The 15079-nt window shown below is 63.5% G+C and carries 20 protein-coding genes; 8 read left to right on the top strand and 12 right to left on the bottom strand.

Annotated features, from left to right (window positions below):
• Window positions 1-88 precede the first annotated feature (88 nt).
• Complete coding sequence (locus tag QPW08_RS13830; RefSeq protein WP_284126498.1) at window positions 89-856, top strand: HesA/MoeB/ThiF family protein; 768 nt, start codon at window positions 89-91, stop codon at window positions 854-856.
• On the opposite strand, the gene QPW08_RS13825 is transcribed toward QPW08_RS13830, so the two are convergent.
• A complete protein-coding gene (locus QPW08_RS13825) occupies window positions 853-1191 on the bottom strand; it encodes a GFA family protein (protein ID WP_284126497.1) in 339 nt (112 codons plus the stop codon). The genes QPW08_RS13830 and QPW08_RS13825 overlap by 4 nt on opposite strands.
• Complete coding sequence (locus tag QPW08_RS13820) at window positions 1188-1886, bottom strand: NAD-dependent deacylase (protein ID WP_284126496.1); 699 nt, start codon at window positions 1884-1886, stop codon at window positions 1188-1190. The genes QPW08_RS13825 and QPW08_RS13820 overlap by 4 nt, the downstream gene beginning before the upstream one ends.
• Window positions 1887-2006: 120 nt before the next feature.
• Between QPW08_RS13820 and dapB the strand changes: the two genes are divergently transcribed.
• Genes dapB through QPW08_RS13800 form a run of 4 tightly spaced genes read left to right on the top strand, consistent with a single transcriptional unit; the run spans window position 2007 to window position 4360 of the window.
• A complete protein-coding gene (gene dapB, locus QPW08_RS13815; RefSeq protein WP_284126495.1) occupies window positions 2007-2735 on the top strand; it encodes a 4-hydroxy-tetrahydrodipicolinate reductase in 729 nt (242 codons plus the stop codon).
• 3 nt (window positions 2736-2738) lie between these two features.
• Window positions 2739-3269 carry a hypothetical protein gene (locus tag QPW08_RS13810; RefSeq protein ID WP_284126494.1) on the top strand — a complete coding sequence of 177 codons (531 nt, stop codon included), beginning with the start codon at window positions 2739-2741 and terminating at the stop codon, window positions 3267-3269.
• Window positions 3266-3916: an endonuclease III gene (gene nth, locus QPW08_RS13805; RefSeq protein WP_284126493.1), complete on the top strand. Its 651-nt coding sequence runs from the start codon at window positions 3266-3268 to the stop codon at window positions 3914-3916. Before QPW08_RS13810 ends, nth begins: the two co-directional genes overlap by 4 nt.
• 48 nt (window positions 3917-3964) lie before the next feature.
• The gene (locus QPW08_RS13800) at window positions 3965-4360 is read left to right on the top strand and encodes a hypothetical protein (protein WP_284126492.1); all 396 of its coding nucleotides are present in this window, start codon (window positions 3965-3967) and stop codon (window positions 4358-4360) included.
• A 9-nt stretch (window positions 4361-4369) separates the two neighbouring features.
• Here the strand turns inward: QPW08_RS13800 and QPW08_RS13795 are convergent, their stop codons facing one another.
• Window positions 4370-5617 carry a dicarboxylate/amino acid:cation symporter gene (locus tag QPW08_RS13795; RefSeq protein ID WP_284126491.1) on the bottom strand — a complete coding sequence of 416 codons (1248 nt, stop codon included), beginning with the start codon at window positions 5615-5617 and terminating at the stop codon, window positions 4370-4372.
• 117 nt (window positions 5618-5734) lie between these two features.
• Window positions 5735-6871, bottom strand: a complete 1137-nt coding sequence (gene dapE, locus QPW08_RS13790; RefSeq protein WP_284126490.1) for a succinyl-diaminopimelate desuccinylase — start codon at window positions 6869-6871, stop codon at window positions 5735-5737.
• 28 nt (window positions 6872-6899) lie between these two features.
• Here dapE and QPW08_RS13785 point away from each other — a divergent pair, with 28 nt between their 5' ends.
• Window positions 6900-7367 (top strand): cupin domain-containing protein, encoded by a 468-nt coding sequence (locus QPW08_RS13785; RefSeq protein ID WP_284126489.1) that lies wholly within the window; start codon window positions 6900-6902, stop codon window positions 7365-7367.
• 90 nt (window positions 7368-7457) lie between these two features.
• Here QPW08_RS13785 and QPW08_RS13780 read toward each other — a convergent pair whose 3' ends face one another.
• Window positions 7458-8360 (bottom strand): S1/P1 nuclease, encoded by a 903-nt coding sequence (locus QPW08_RS13780; RefSeq protein ID WP_284126488.1) that lies wholly within the window; start codon window positions 8358-8360, stop codon window positions 7458-7460.
• Window positions 8321-8992 (bottom strand): glutathione S-transferase family protein, encoded by a 672-nt coding sequence (locus QPW08_RS13775; protein WP_284126487.1) that lies wholly within the window; start codon window positions 8990-8992, stop codon window positions 8321-8323. The genes QPW08_RS13780 and QPW08_RS13775 overlap by 40 nt, the downstream gene beginning before the upstream one ends.
• Before the next feature lie 144 nt (window positions 8993-9136).
• Between QPW08_RS13775 and QPW08_RS13770 the strand changes: the two genes are divergently transcribed.
• Both QPW08_RS13770 and QPW08_RS13765 read left to right on the top strand, forming a co-directional pair.
• Complete coding sequence (locus QPW08_RS13770) at window positions 9137-9898, top strand: hypothetical protein (protein WP_284126486.1); 762 nt, start codon at window positions 9137-9139, stop codon at window positions 9896-9898.
• Window positions 9899-10061: 163 nt separating this feature from the next.
• Window positions 10062-10625 (top strand): hypothetical protein, encoded by a 564-nt coding sequence (locus QPW08_RS13765; protein WP_284126485.1) that lies wholly within the window; start codon window positions 10062-10064, stop codon window positions 10623-10625.
• Between the two features lie 6 nt (window positions 10626-10631).
• Here QPW08_RS13765 and yihA read toward each other — a convergent pair whose 3' ends face one another.
• From yihA to QPW08_RS13735, 6 genes are all read right to left on the bottom strand, one after another.
• Entirely contained in the window at window positions 10632-11276 is a 645-nt protein-coding gene (gene yihA, locus QPW08_RS13760) for a ribosome biogenesis GTP-binding protein YihA/YsxC (protein ID WP_284126484.1), read from the bottom strand.
• 7 nt (window positions 11277-11283) lie between these two features.
• Window positions 11284-13044: a membrane protein insertase YidC gene (gene yidC, locus QPW08_RS13755; protein ID WP_284126483.1), complete on the bottom strand. Its 1761-nt coding sequence runs from the start codon at window positions 13042-13044 to the stop codon at window positions 11284-11286.
• A 45-nt stretch (window positions 13045-13089) separates the two neighbouring features.
• On the bottom strand, window positions 13090-13299 hold the full coding sequence (gene yidD, locus QPW08_RS13750; RefSeq protein ID WP_284126482.1) for a membrane protein insertion efficiency factor YidD: 210 nt from the start codon (window positions 13297-13299) through the stop codon (window positions 13090-13092).
• A complete protein-coding gene (gene rnpA, locus QPW08_RS13745; RefSeq protein ID WP_284126481.1) occupies window positions 13296-13682 on the bottom strand; it encodes a ribonuclease P protein component in 387 nt (128 codons plus the stop codon). The genes yidD and rnpA overlap by 4 nt, the downstream gene beginning before the upstream one ends.
• Window positions 13683-13986: 304 nt before the next feature.
• Window positions 13987-14121: a 50S ribosomal protein L34 gene (gene rpmH / locus QPW08_RS13740; RefSeq protein WP_284126480.1), complete on the bottom strand. Its 135-nt coding sequence runs from the start codon at window positions 14119-14121 to the stop codon at window positions 13987-13989.
• Between the two features lie 89 nt (window positions 14122-14210).
• Complete coding sequence (locus QPW08_RS13735; protein WP_284126479.1) at window positions 14211-14987, bottom strand: alpha/beta hydrolase; 777 nt, start codon at window positions 14985-14987, stop codon at window positions 14211-14213.
• Between the last annotated feature and the right edge of the window lie 92 nt (window positions 14988-15079).

Below are 15079 nucleotides of genomic sequence, written 5' to 3'. Positions count from 1 at the left end.
GATAGCCAAGTGAGCGGACGCGAACGCCGGCGCTTGAGGCCAAAACAAACAATCGACAGGCTGTGCACTTGCTGCCAACAGCTTTTCCATGAGCTTGTCACCAGAGCGCCTGGACCGTTTTGCGCGCCATATCGTGCTGCCCGAGATCGGCGGCGCGGGGCAGGTGCGGTTGGCCGATAGCCATGTCGTGCTGGTGGGTCTGGGCGGGATCGGCTCGCCCGCCCTGCAATATCTTGCGGGCGCAGGGATCGGGCGGCTGACGCTGGTCGACAGCGACACGGTCGATGCCAGCAACCTCCAGCGCCAGACGCTGTTTTCAGAGCGTGATATCGGACATGGCAAGGCCGTTGCCGCGCGGCGCTGGGTGCAGAATTTCGACCGCTCGCTGCGGGTGACGATCAGCGACCGGCGCATCACTGCCGAGAATGCGCACGAACTGATGGCGAGCGCAGAACTCGTGCTTGATGGCACCGACAATTTCGCCACGCGGCTGGCGGTATCCGATGCCTGTGTCGCGGCAGGCGTCCCGCTACTCTCCGCCGCTGTCGGTCGGTTCCAGGGCCAGGTCGCGGCCTTTGCCGGGCACCTGCCCGATCAACCCTGTTACCGCTGCTTCGTCGGCGATGCTTTCGACACCGACGATTGCGACACTTGCGCCGAAGACGGCGTGCTCGGCGCGATGGTCGGCTGGGTCGGGACCTTTGCCGCTATGCAGGCGGTGCGCGTGCTGCTCGATGGGGTAAGCTCATTCGGCGACCCGCAATGGGGCAAGCTGCAGTTGATGGACGGACTCAAGCCGGGGATGCGAGCGATTGCGATTACGAAGGACGCGGATTGCAGGGGGTGTGGTCGCTAGAAACTGGCCCCGTCGACAAACTTGCGCGGCAAGTCTCGCCAAAGCTCGGGATCGAACATCCGCAGGTTGAGGCCCATCTTGTCATAGGCAGGATCGATGGCAGTCCAGTGCGTCGTGCAGCCGCAGGTGCCACAGTGCCACGTCGTGAGCATGCGATCGCCGTGGATATAGGCAACGCCCTCGCCCGTGATCGTAGCGGCCTCGGGATGGCAGTAATACCAAAGCCCGGCAATCCGGCGACAAATCGAGCAATTGCACTCCGATACGTCTAGCGGGTCCTCGCGCAGTTCCAGCTTGACCGCGCCGCAATGGCACGAGCCCTTGTGCACCTTCATCTCAACAATTCCTCCACCCAAGCCGGCACAAGCTCCCCCGCCCGGCCCTGCCGGCTCTCGTGGAACCAGTGCGAGCCTTCGCTGCGTTCCAAATTCAGTTCCAGCGTTTGCACACCCAGATCGCGCGCATCACGCACGAAACCCGCTGCCGGATAGACCGCGCCCGAGGTGCCGATGCTGACGAACAGGTCGGCCTCGCGGATAGCGCGATAGATGCGCTCCATCTGGTAGGGCATTTCGCCGAACCACACGACATCGGGGCGCAGGGTCGGGGCCTGGCAGACCGGGCATGGAGGGCGGTCACTGAGCGTCGCGTTCCATGGGCTGCGCATTTCGCATGAGGTGCAGAGCGCGCTCTTGAGTTCGCCATGCATGTGCAGCACGCGGCTTGCGCCCGCCCGTTCGTGCAGATCGTCGACATTCTGGGTGACGATCAACAGCTCTCCGCTGAACTCCGCATCGAGCCGCGCCAAAGCATCATGCGCCGGGTTGGGCGCGACCTTGCATAGCGCCTCGCGCCGCATATCGTAAAAATTGAGCACAAGCGCCGGATCACGGGCAAAACCCTCGGGCGTAGCGACATCCTCGACATTGTGCTGCTCCCACAGCCCACCCGCCGAACGGAAAGTATCGATCCCGCTCTCTGCGGAAATCCCGGCACCTGTGAGGATGACGATGTTGCGGATATCGGACATGGCTTTCCCTTGTCGTCACCCTGAACTTGTTTCAGGGTCCATCTCAGAACTTGCTCAGGTCTCGCCTAGAGGAGAGATGGATGCTGAAACAAGTTCAGCATGACTAGTTGGGGGATCAAAGTGGCACGGATCGGCATCATCGGCAGCGCAGGGCGCATGGGGCAGGCGATCGCCGAGGTGCTCCAGGGCAGCGCTAACACGCTGGCGGGCGGCGTCGATGCCGGGGAGAATGTCGCCAACCTCGCCGAAGTCAGCGAAGTGCTGGTCGATTTTTCCGCCCCCAAGGCGCTCGAGGGCAACCTCCACGCCGCGATCGGGGCCGGAATCCCGCTGGTGATTGGCACCACCGGGCTCAGCGAGGCACACCACACAGCGATCGACAACGCTGCCCGGGCCGTGCCGATCCTGCAGACCGGCAACACCTCGCTCGGCGTCACCCTGCTGGCGCATCTGGTGAAGGAAGCCGCCTCCAAGCTAGGGCCTGAGTGGGATATCGAGATTGTCGAGATGCATCACAGGTACAAGGTCGACGCGCCGAGCGGCACGGCGCTGTTGCTAGGCGAAGCGGCGGCCGAGGGACGAGGGATCGAACTCACCGCCAATACCGAGAGTGGGCGCGATGGCCACACCGGCGCGAGGGCCGAGGGCGCGATCGGCTTTGCCGCCCTGCGCGGGGGTACCGTGGCGGGCGAACACAGCGTGATCCTGGCGGGCGAGCAAGAGCGGCTGACCCTTTCGCACAGTGCCGAAAGCCGCCTGATCTTCGCTCGCGGTGCAGTGAAGGCGGCGGAATGGCTGATCGGGAAGCCGGCCGGTCGCTATCGCATGCAGGATGTGCTGGGGCTGTAACGCATGACCGGCATTGAGCAGTGCCAATGGCTTGAGCCAGGCGGGCTCGCTGCCGCCCAACGGATCGTGGAGTTCCTCGGCAACATCGGCATCCCCGTGCGGATCGAGCCGGTGAGCGACAGCGTGCTGCCGGGCATGACCGTGCGCCGGGGCACCATCTGCCTCGATCCTGCCACGGCGCTCTATCCCGGCGATGTGCTGCACGAGGCGGGGCATATCGCAGCGCAAGATCCCAGCGAGCGCGCGCACTGCGCCGAAGTCAGCGATGATCCGGGGGAGGAGATGGCCGCCATTGCATGGTCGGCCGCCGCCGCGCGGGCGAGCGGGGTCGATCTTGGGGTTGTCTTCCACGACGCGGGTTACAAGGGGGAAGCGGACGCATTGCGCGTTGCCTGCGAGAAAGCCTCGCCGCCCGGTGTCGCAATGCTGGCCTGGTGGGGCATGACAGCCGAGCCGCACCGGCGCGACATCGACCTCACACCCTACCCTGCCATGGCCAAGTGGCTCCGCAGCGAGAACGATGCAAGATTATGACCAAGGACCAGATCTTCGAATTCTTCCGGCGGCTGGCGGAGGACAATCCCGAGCCGGAGACCGAGCTGGAATATGGCAATGCCTATCAGCTGGTGGTGGCCGTGGCGCTTTCGGCGCAGGCGACCGATGTGGGGGTCAACAAGGCCACCAGGACGCTGTTTGCCAAGGTGAAAACGCCGCAGCAAATGCTCGATCTTGGTCTTGAGGGGCTGATCGAGCACATCAAGACTATCGGCCTGTTCAATTCCAAGGCCAAAAACGTGATCGCGCTGAGCCAGCTGCTGATCGACGAATATGGCGGCGAGGTGCCGGACACACGCGAGGACCTGGTGCGGCTACCCGGAGTCGGTCGCAAGACCGCCAATGTCGTTTTGAACTGTTGGTTCAAGCAGGAGACCTTCGCGGTCGATACCCATATCCTGCGCGTCGGCAACCGCACCGGCCTCGCCAAGGGCAAGACGCCGGAGCAGGTTGAAGCCAAGCTGGAGAAGCGCGTGCCGCAGCCGTTCCGCCTGCATGCGCATCACTGGCTGATCCTGCATGGGCGATATGTGTGCAAGGCGCGGACACCGGAATGCTGGCGGTGCCCGGTGGTCGATTTGTGCAGCTTTCGGAAGAAGGTGCTGGAAAAGCCCAAGGGGCGTTAAGTCCAAATTTGGTTGCCGAACATGGATTGCTCAAATAGCATGAGACCTATGCAAGGCACTCTGCGCTATATCCGGTATCTCAACTACGCCACGTCGCTGGGCATCGGATTGGCCGTTTCTTACCATTTCCTTGGCGAACAATGGTTCATTGGATTCGGACTGTTTCTCGCTGGATGGCTCTTCAAACCGTCCGATGACACGAATAATGACTTTGATCAGGAGCACCTTGGCCCCAATTTGCCATGGCCGGACATGCATGCCGGAGACCGCTTCTCGTATTTCCTGCCTGCCTTTGCCCCAGCCATTTTGGGAGGCGTCATCGCCGCAGTGGGGTTTTCCCTGACCGGCCAATGGCTGGACTACGGGCTGATGTTCATCGGTATCCTGCTCATGGGCATGGGCTCCGTTGTCGGCGCTTTCCTGTGGAAGTCCCGCCTGCTCTAGCCGCGCACTCTATACATCATCTGCTGAAACCATCTCGGCCCGGTCGATCTCGCCCGTCATCACCGCCACCGTGGTCGCCACTGCGGCATCGCCGCTGACGTTCGTGGTCGTGCGCATCATGTCCATGATCCGGTCCACCCCGGCGACGAAGGCGATGGTTTCGAGCGGCACGCCGACCGCGCCGAACACCAGCGCCATCATGATCAGGCCTGCGCCCGGAATGCCCGCCGCGCCGACCGCGCCGAGCGTCGCGAGGATCGAGATCAGGAAATACTGGCCCATGGTCAGGTCGACGCCGAAGATCTGCGCCCCGAACAGCGTCGCGAGGCCAAGGTACATCGCTGTGCCGTTCATATTGACCGTCGCGCCCAGCGAGATGACGAAGGCCGCGACCGAGTTCGACACGCCGAGGTTCCGCTCGGCGCAACGCAGCGTGACGGGCAGCGTCGCGTTGGAGCTGGCCGTGGAATAGCTCACCGCCATGGCGTCGATGATGCCGCGGAAGAAATCCTTCACTGGCAGCTTCGCCAGCAGCTTGATCATGGCGGAGTACATGCCGAAGATGATCAGCAGGCAGCCGGCATAGTTGAAGAACACCAGCCAGCCGAGCGCCTTCAGCGCTTCGATCCCCATGGTTCCGGCCACCCAGGCCATCAGTGCGAAGACGCCGAAGGGGGTGATCTCCATCACGATCATGGTGACCTTCTGCATCACCACCGCGCCGCTATCGAAGATCTTCTGGACCGGCTCGCCCTCTTCCTTGGCCATCAAGATACCGATGCCGACCAGCAGCGAGAAGACGATCAGCGGCAGCACCGCGACATCGGCCATCACCTGCACCGGGCTTTCCGGCACGATCGAGAGGATCATGTCGACCGCAGTGGTGGGGTTGGGTTCGGGCGTCGGGACCGAGGGCGTGCCGAGCGTCTCCTTGGTCGGGAACAGCTGTAAATTCGTCGCCAGCGTGCCCAGCGCCAGGCCGAGCCAGACCGCGATCTGCCCGGTCACGACGAACAGCAGCAACGCCCGCCCGCCGACCGCACCCAGCTTGCGCAGATCACCGATGGCCGCAACGCCCGCGACAAGGCTGAAGAAGATCAGCGGCACCACCAGCATCTTGATCGACTTGATGAAGAAGTCGCCGATCCACTTGATGTTTTCCGCCTCCGGCCCCCAGGCCCAGCCGGTCAGCACGCCAAGGATCAGCGCGGTGATAACCCGCTGCCACAGCGGAATTTCGAACCAGGTTCTCAGCAAGTCTCTACTCCCCAGATACGATCGTCAATGCGAGGAGCGAAGCGACGCGGCAATCCAGAGTTGTCGCGCACTCCGCTCTGGATTGCTTCGCTACGCTCGCAATGACGGATGGATTGGTCAAGCCTTCAGCGCTGCCGTGGCGATGCGTGTGTAGATGCGGCTTAGCGTATCCAGGTCCGCCATGGCCACCGCCTCATCGCGCTTGTGCATGGTGGCGTTGCAGAGGCCGAATTCGATCACCGGGCAAACGCTGCGCAGGAAGCGGGCATCCGACGTGCCGCCGGTGGTCGAAGGTTCGGGGTCGATGCCGGTCTCGGCCTTTACCGCAGCGGCGATCATGTCGCTGAATGCGCCCGGCTCGGTCAGGAACGGTTCGCCCGAGATCACCGGCCGCGCGCTGCCGCCATGCTTCTCGGCAATTTCAATGACCTGCTTCGACAGCGAAGCACCCGAATGGCGATCGTTGAAGCGGATCGAGATGCGCGCCTTGGCGGTCGCCGGGATGACATTGTGCGCGCGGTTGGGCACGTCGATCTCGGTGATCTCGAGGTTCGACGGCTGGAACCAGTCGGTGCCTTCGTCGAGATGGAGATTGTTGAGCTCGCGCAGGATTTCAACCATCGCGGGCAGCGGATTGTCCGCCAGGTGCGGATAGGCGACATGGCCCTGCGTGCCCTGCACTTCCAGCCAGATGTTGACCGAGCCGCGCCGCCCGATCTTCATCATGTCGCCTAGCCGGTTGACGCTGGTGGGTTCGCCGACGAGGCACAGATCGGGCTGGATGCCCTCGCCGCGCATATAGTCGATCAGCGCGCGCGTGCCGTGCAGCGCCGGGCCTTCCTCGTCGCCAGTGATGATGAAGCTGATGGTGCCAGCATCCGCCGGGACATTCGCTACCGCATCGACCATGCAGGCGATCGCGCCCTTCATGTCGACCGCACCGCGCCCATGCAGCAGCTCTCCGCGCTCTTCGGGTTCGAACGGCGCGCTGGTCCAGCCTTCTCCCGGCGGCACGACGTCCAGGTGCCCGGCAAAGGCGAAGTGCTTGCTGCCTTCCGGCCCATGGCGGATGGCGAAGAGGTTTTCGACCGCTTCCTCGTCGCTGCCTTCCTCGCCTTCGCCGCGAGTGAAGCGGTGGATGCTGAAACCCAGCGGCTCCAGCATCGCCTGCATCGCATCGAACACCGCGCCGGTGGCGGGGGTGACGCTGGGGGCGGCAATCAATTGCTTGGCGTATGCAAGGGCCTGGCTCATGATGCCCCAGCTAACAGGAGTGCGCGCGATGCCCAAGCTCGATCTCGATGCCATCCCCCAGACCAACCTGACCGGCTATCCGCCGCCCTATAACGAACCCGTGCAAGGCCGGATGTATCGCCGTCTCGCGCCCGCCACCGGGATGACCCACCTGCGCGCCAGCCATGTTGTGCTGAAGCCCGGCGCGTGGTCGAGCCAGCGGCACTGGCACAGGTTGATCGACGAGCTGTTGGTGATGGTTTCCGGCGAGGCCGTGCTGGTCGATGACGCCGGCGAGCAGGCGATCCGCCCGGGAGATGTGATCGCGTGGCCGGCGGGGGTCGAGAACGGCCACCATCTGCAGAACCGCTCCGACAGCGACTGCGTCTTCGTGGTCGCCAGCGCGGGAGATTATGACGCCGATGGCGGGGAGTACCCCGATATCGACATGGTGTTCGACCCCGATGGCTATGCCCGCAAGGACGGGACGCGGTATGAGACGGATCGGATTCCGTAGGCATTAGCGCGAGTCCGAGCGCAGGCTGGGACCTCCCTCGGCGAGGTGCCAGATGGACGAAGGCCCCAGCCTTCGCTGGAGCTCATTCCGTCAGGACGCCTCGTCCACCACCAGTGGCCCCGGCGCAAAGGCCTCGTCGAGCAGTCGCGCGATCCTGAGGCCCGCCTGCGTCACCCGGCGCTGGCTGATGGGGATAGCGCGCTCGATATCCTCCTGCGTCAGCGCGGTTTCGCCGGGCAGCTCGCCCGAGCAGTCCGTGCAATCGAAGGCCTCGGGATAGACAAAATCGCGGCTGGTCACCCAGCTCTCGCGGCCCCAGTCAGCCGGCGTGCCACCGGCCAGCTCGGCCTTCTCTGCCGCGCTATAACGGCGCACCAACGAGGGATTGGCCGAGGTAATCGCACGTTCGGCCAGCGGCCCGTCCCAGATCCAGTGCAGGTTGAGCCCCGGGACGATGCCATAAGCGGTCACCCGGTCGTTGCCGCCGCGATCGTCATGATCGCCTGAATGCAGCGGCATGTGCACGTCGCCGGCGAAATGGACCATGAAGGCGAGTGCTTCGAGCCGCACATTGTCGGGCAGGCTCTCATCGGCAAGGATGCGCTGGTTGCGCTCGATCTGGGCCAGGATGCAGTTGCCACCGCTGCAATTGCTGCGCGGGTTGTACGCCTCGTCGATCGGCGCGGTGCGATAGTGCCAGGCGAAAGTGTAGCCCCAGCGCCAGTAGTCCTTGCGCAGGCAATCGGGCCAGGTCGATGCGTCGACCAGGCTCTTCAACTTGCAGTCGGGCACCCCGAGCAGTCTCTCGGCCTTGAACAGCCGGTGCATCTTCGCCCGCGTTTCGGGGCGGATATTGGCGAGCGCGATCTCGGCAGTCACGCCATGCGCATAAAAGCCCCATGCCTGCGCGCCCGTGGGGGCGAGCAGGGCGAGAAAGGCCAGCAGTGCCGCGATCAGGCCGTGGCTGCGCCTTCGTATTGTTCGAGTACCCATTCTTCGTCCTCTGCTGCGGCGACCCATGCCTGCAACCATTCATGTTCCCACATCGCCTGCATATAGGCTTCGGCAAAGCCCGGCACGCCGAAACCATAGGTCAGGAATCGTGACACCACCGGGGCATAATAGATATCGGCCGCGCCAAAGGTTCCGAACAGGAACGGTCCGCCCCCGCCAAAGCGTGCCCGCGCTTCTGCCCACAGGCCGAGGATTCGGACCACGTCTTGCCGTGTGGCATCGCTGATCTTGGCACCGCTGAAGCGCTGGCGCACATTCATCGGGCATTCCTGCCGCAGCGAGGCATAGGAGCTGTGCATTTCCGCCACCATGCTGCGCGCCATGCCCCGCGCGGTCTCGTCCTTGGGCCAGAAGCGGTCGCGCCCGACCTTGTCGGCGAGGTACTCCATGATCGCGAGGCTGTCCCACACCACGGTCTCGCCATCCCACAGGATCGGCACCTTGCCGCTGGACGGCATCAGCCCGCCTTCGCCGTCGAGCTTCTTCTGCTGCCATTCCTCGCCGAACATCGGCACCATGATCTCTTCGAAATGCAGCCCCGATTGCTTGGCCGCCAGCCAGCCGCGCAGCGACCAGCTCGAATAGTTCTTGTTGCCGATAATCAGTTTCATAGCGGGCTCCACCTGGCCTTTGCGGCAAGCCCTAGGCGTTCATCCTGCCGCTGTCGAGGCTGAACGGATGGGGGATCCACCCCAGTGCGGGGAGCCAGCCGATCGGTAGGATGGCGACATCAGATAACGAACAGGGAATGACCCATGATACACTCCGCCACGACGCTTCGCACCCTTGCTACTGCCATGGTGGGTATCGCAGCTCTCGCCGCTCCGGCCCAGGCCAGTGCACCGGAGAGCAGGGACCGCGCGTCCGCTAATGCACCGGTCTGCGTGTTCGAAAGCAAGCTCGCCGCCGAGCAGAGGGACATGAACCGTGGCACCTGCTTCACTGTGGGCGTCCACGAAGACACCCACCACGCCTTCTATAACAGTATGGAGAGCCGCTACGCCGAATATGTCACCGTTGCGCCCGGTCACTTCGTCGTGCTCAGCTTCCGGACCGGGGGCCACGGCAAGCTCGACCATGTCATGCGCAAGGGCACCTTCCAGCTCAACGCGGGCCGGAGGGACCTCGCCAAGGTCAGCGTCTTCACCGCCGCGACCGGGCGCATCAATTCGGAAGCCAAGGCCTGCCTCTACAAGGAAAAAGGCTGGTACGATCTCTATCGCCGCAGCTACGCCCGTTGCTTCCCGGGCGGCGAGTATCCTGACGTTTCGCTACCGCAGTTCGATGCCAAGGGCTGGTTCAAATATCTCGAGCTCAGCAAAGGCTACAGCGCGATCCTCTACACCGGCAAGAATTTCACCGGCACCAGCATGACCATCCGCAGCGGCGGCAAGATCATCCCACCCAAGCCGCCCCGTCCCGGACGCATCGGGTTTGGCGGGCGCGGCTTCGCCGATTGGCTCGATCGGATTTTCCCGTCCACTATCCAGTCGATCAAGATCGTCCGGACGCGCTAGGCGCTTGGTGGGGGTGCCCCCTGCGCGTTACGCCTGCGTAGGCGCAGGGGCATTTCATCAATATTGGCTGACACCAATTGAATACTTCTTTGGAGTTCAACTAAATATAAATGAGTTTAGTACATTACGCCCCTTCGTTGATATCTAAAGAGGGGCTTGTAAAATGCGTGAGATCTTGTTCGGTGCAGCAATGGTCGCCGGAGTTGGTGGGGCAGTCTATCTCTCACCTGGTGCCGGACACAAGGTCTATGCCATGACTGCCCAGCAGGCGATCGCCAAGGTCGGTGCTGCCGACCGTCGCTATGGCAAGGCTCCATTCTACTCGATGGATGTCGCGACCCGCAAAACCGACGAGCGCACGCTGGTGTTTGAAAGCCAGAGCTCGCACGCCGGCCACCGCTGTGTGGTGGTGTTCGAGGAAGCGGGTGAAGGCCAAGTCTATGCCGAATCCTCTTGCGGCGCCTCCCAGACCAGCAACGCCATCGCCGGAACCACGCTCGAGCTGACCGAAATTGCATTCCGCGAATTCGTCGCTTCGACGCTCGAAGGGCGGGCGTTCAACGAAGACATGGTCAAGGCCGCCAATGCAGGTGCGGTGCTGAAGAACATGCCCAAGATGCAGCAGCAGGCGCTCGAAACCCAGCGCCAGTTCGAACAGATGGAAGCCGATATCGACAACGGCGGCTATGGTTCCGACGACGACGGCTGGGGCGAAGGTACTAACTAGGGTGAATCAGCCGCCCGCGTCTGACACCACGGCGGCACGCAGGGCGGCAATACCCAGGCCTTTTTCGGCGCTGGTGATGTGGAGTTCGGGGAATGCGGCGGGATGCTTGCGCGCTTCCTCCGCCACTTTGGTAGCGGTCGCTTCCAGTTCGCTGGCCTTGATCTTGTCGGCCTTCGTCAGCACGACCCGGTAGCTGACGGCGGTCTCGTCGAGCATCTTCATCATCTCGCGATCGACGTCTTTCAGTCCGTGGCGGCTATCGACCAGCACCAGCGTGCGGGCCAGCACCTGGCGGCCCTTGAGATAGGTCCGCACCAACTGCTTCCACTTCTCGACCACTTTGACCGGGGCCTTGGCAAAGCCGTAGCCCGGCATGTCGACCAGCCGGAACCGGGTGGGGTCGCCGACTTCGAAGAAATTGAGTTCCTGCGTGCGCCCCGGCGTTACCGACGCACGGGCGATCGCCTTACGCCCGGTCAGGGCATTCAGCAGCGAGCTCTTGCCGACATTGCTGCGTCCGCAAAAGGCGATCTCCGGCACTGTCGGTTCAGGCAGGAACTTGAGCTGGGGGGCAGACAGCAAGAACTCGACGCGGCCTGAAAACAGCCGCGCCGCGTCTTTCTCTTCCTGCGTTTCGGGCGTCCCGATCACTGGCTGGCTACCCTTGCGCCTTGGCCTTCTCGGCCTTCTCCGCTTCCGCCGCCGCGCGCAATTGCGGGTGCTTGGAATAGAGATATTTCTGCTGCGCCAGGGTGAGGATGTTCGAAGTGTTCCAGTAAAGCAGCAGGCCGGCCGCAAACGGCGCCATGATGAACATCAGCACCCACGGCATGATGTTGAAGATCTGCTGCTGGACCGGGTCCATCGCGCTGGGATTGAGCTTGAAGGTCAGCCACATGGTGATGCCGAGACCAACCGCCAGCGGACCGATGGCGATCATCGTCGGCACGTCGAACGGCAGCAGGCCGAACAGGTTGAAGATATGCGCCGGGTCGGGCGCGGAGAGGTCCTTGAGCCAGCCGTAGAAAGGCTGGTGGCGCATCTCGATCGCCAGCACGAGCACCTTGTAGAGCGCGAAGAAGATCGGGATCTGGATCAGCAAGGGCAGGCAGCCGGCCAGCGGGTTGACCTTCTCCTCCTTGTACAGCTCCATGATTTTCTGCTGCTGGGTCTGCTTGTCGTCCTTGTACTTCTCCTGGATCGCTTTCATTTTCGGCTGCACGGCCTTCATCTGGGCCATGCTGGCGAACTGTTTCTGCGCGATCGGGAACATCAGCCCGCGGATGATGATGGTGAGGCAGATGATGGCGACACCGAAATTGCCGACAAGGTTGAACAGCTCGCGCAGCAGCCACAGCATCGGCTTTTCGAACCAGCGAAACCAGCCCCAGTCGATCGACAGGCCGAACTTCTCGATCCCTGCTTCCTCGTACTGGTCGAGCACGACGCTCTCCTTGGCACCGGCGAAAAGCTGCGTGGTGCGGGTTTCCGACTGGTCGGTGCCGAGCGTGACCGGATCGTAGATCATGTCAGCCCGGAACAGCTCGTTGCCGAGCGAGCGGAAATCGGTGCTGGTGGCGACATCCTTCTGCGGCACCAGCGCGCTCAGCCAGTAGATGTCGGTGAAACCGGTCCAGGCCGCCTTGCCCTCGGGCGTCACCTTGCCCGCTTCAGCGACGTCTTCATAATCGGTGTCGTAATCGGCTGCTTCGCCGAAGACGCCCATCGGCCCAGAATGCGCGATCCACTGGTCGAGACTGGCGGTGCGGCTGGTCCGGTTGATCAGCGAATAGGGCTGGACCACGGCGGCACCCGTGCCGGCATTGGTGGCGCTCTGTTCGGCGGTGATCATGTACTGGTCGTCGATCGACAGCTTCACGGTATAGGTGATGCCACCGGCGCCGGCATAGCTCAGCGTCACCGGCTGGCCCGGGCTCAGCACCTCGCCATCGGCGGTCCACTTGGCGTTGGCGGGCAGGCGCTGGCCGTTGGCGATAAAGCCGAATTCGGCGAAATGCTGCGCCGGGGTGCCGGCGGGCGAGAACAGCCGGACAGGGCCCGAATCCTTGTCGACCGTTTCGCGGTAATCCTTGAGCACGAGGTCATCGACCTGCGCGCCGACGAGGTTGATCGAGCCCGACACGCGCGGGGAATCGATCTTCACCCGGTCAGGCGACTTGAGCGCAACCTTGAGATCGGCCTTCTCCTGCGCCAGTTCGGCCGGATCAACCAGCCCGCCGGTGCGGGTATGCTTCGCAGGCTCGGCCGTGGTCCCGCCGGCGGTTGCTACCGGATCCGCCGTAGCCGCTGCGACCGGTTCTTCCGGCTGCGGGTAGAAGCGGTTCATGGCGAAGTCGTAACCGATGATCAGCAGGCCGCACAGCACCACGGCGAGGATCAGATTGCGCTGGTTTTCCAAGGTAGAAGATCCCGAATTTCGTCAGTCAGGTGTATTATATAGGTACTACGGCACAGGATCAAAGCCATGCCCGCCCCAAGGATGGCAGCGCCCTATACGTTTCAGCGCCATCCATCCACCCTTGATTGCCCCGTATTTGCCCACTGCTTCGATGGCATATTGCGAGCAGCTGGGCTGGTAGCGGCAGGTCGGCGGCAACACGCGCGAAGGGCCGAGCTGCCAGCCGCGGGCGATCCAGATGAGGATAGTCTTCAACGCCCTGCTCCCTTCGGGCCGCGACTGGGCCTGCGGCGCGGATCGCCCTTGCCTTCGGCCGCGCGCTGCAGGGCAATTGCGAGTTCTTCCCGCAGCAGCGCAAAATCGCGCTCGATCCCGCCTTCGCGGCCGATCAGGATATGGTCATGGTCGGGAAGGCCGGCAAGCGGCAGCGCTTCCCAAAGCAATTCGCGAAAGCGCCGCTTCATGCGGTTGCGGGCCACGGCGTTGCCGATCTTCTTGGTCACGGTGATGCCATAACGCATGCCCTTGCCGCCATTGGGGTGGGCGAGCAGCACGAAGCCGGGGCGCGCAACGCGCAGCCCGCGATTCGCGGCGAGGAAATCGGCCCGTTTGCGGATGACGGCGGGTTTATCGGTCACGGTAGGGGGCTTAGCGCCAAGCGGAGAGAGAGTCTTTTTGTTTTCCGCACGCCCGTCCGGGCGCGCGATTTCCTCGCTCAAGGGGCCTGGCGGCCCAATCGCTGCGGGCGGCCAGTCGGCCTTGCGGTCGGCTGGTCGCCGACCGTGCTCCGCGACCAAGCCTTGTAGCAGGGATGGCGGGCAGGAATGCAAATGGGCTCCCGATCAGGGAGCCCACAGAGGGCGACTGCCCGCCCGGAGCGCTTTGCGCGGAGGATAGCCTAAGCGAGCGGACGCGAGCGCCGGCGCTTGAGGCTAAAACAAATTACGCAGAAAGTTTCTTGCGGCCACGCGCACGGCGGGCGCGCAAGACCTTGCGGCCACCGACGGTAGCTTTGCGGGCGAAGAAACCGTGGCGACGCTTGCGCACCAGGTTCGAGGGCTGGAAAGTCCGCTTCATCGGATCGTCCTTGGTCTAAAAGTGTGTGCGCCCAATGCGCGAATAAAAAGGGCCGCCCGTCACAGGCGACCGCCATATCGAGCGCGCGACTAGAAGTTTGTCGTCCCCAAGTCAAGATAGCTGATGCGCGGCTGGCTTTCAGGGGCGGACTTGGGTTTGGATGTCACGACGCCGTCCACCGGCGAGTCGCCCAACCATTGGCGCATGTCCTGCGCGCCGAGCCACAGCGCGGTCTCGTGCGGGACGGAATTGGTCATGTCATAAAAGGCGCGCGCAGCTTCCGCGCTCATTCCCATCTCGCGGTAATAGCGCAGGTAATAGGCATGCTCGGGCGAATCGGCCGCGTAGTCATCGGCCTGCCGCCCGCTGTCGTCGAGCCAGCTGTGGACCGCGAACTCCGCCCCGTCGTCGATGGTGCGCTTCGCCCCGGCCAGGAACAGTTCGACCGCGCCGGAGCGGACCGAACCATCGGCAGGGACATGGGTGGCGATCCCGGCGGCGCGAATCAGCCGGCCGGTGGCGAGGTTGGCCCGGTCATCATCGGTGCCGGGTGCCTCGAGGAAGTCGAGCTGCGCGATTTGGGGATAATCGCGCAGCATTGCCTTGAACTCCGAAGGAGTCGCCGGGCCCGTCACTCCCACCAGGACGGCCCGCCTGGCGTCGAGGACGCGGAACGGGCCATAGGCGGCGATGGAGGTGGGCGTGCGAGCCCGGCGAAAGGCAATAGCGCGGTCTGCGGATTCCGGGGCTGGCGGAACCTCGACCCATTCCTCGGTCACCGTGTATTGCACCACATAACCCTGCGCCGAGACGGGGGCGCCGAGCATGGCTGCACAACAGAGGATGAGGGCGAACAGACCGCGCATGCTCACCTGTCTGCGCGCGCGGGATTACACATTCGGCAAGGGAGAAGGTTTCCAGAAGGTTATCGACTTTGCGCGCGCGAGCCGCCACACAG

Origin of the sequence: Parerythrobacter aestuarii, assembly GCF_030140925.1 — a bacterium.
Taxonomy (GTDB): domain Bacteria; phylum Pseudomonadota; class Alphaproteobacteria; order Sphingomonadales; family Sphingomonadaceae; genus Parerythrobacter; species Parerythrobacter aestuarii.
This window is presented reverse-complemented; position numbering and strand designations above follow the sequence as displayed.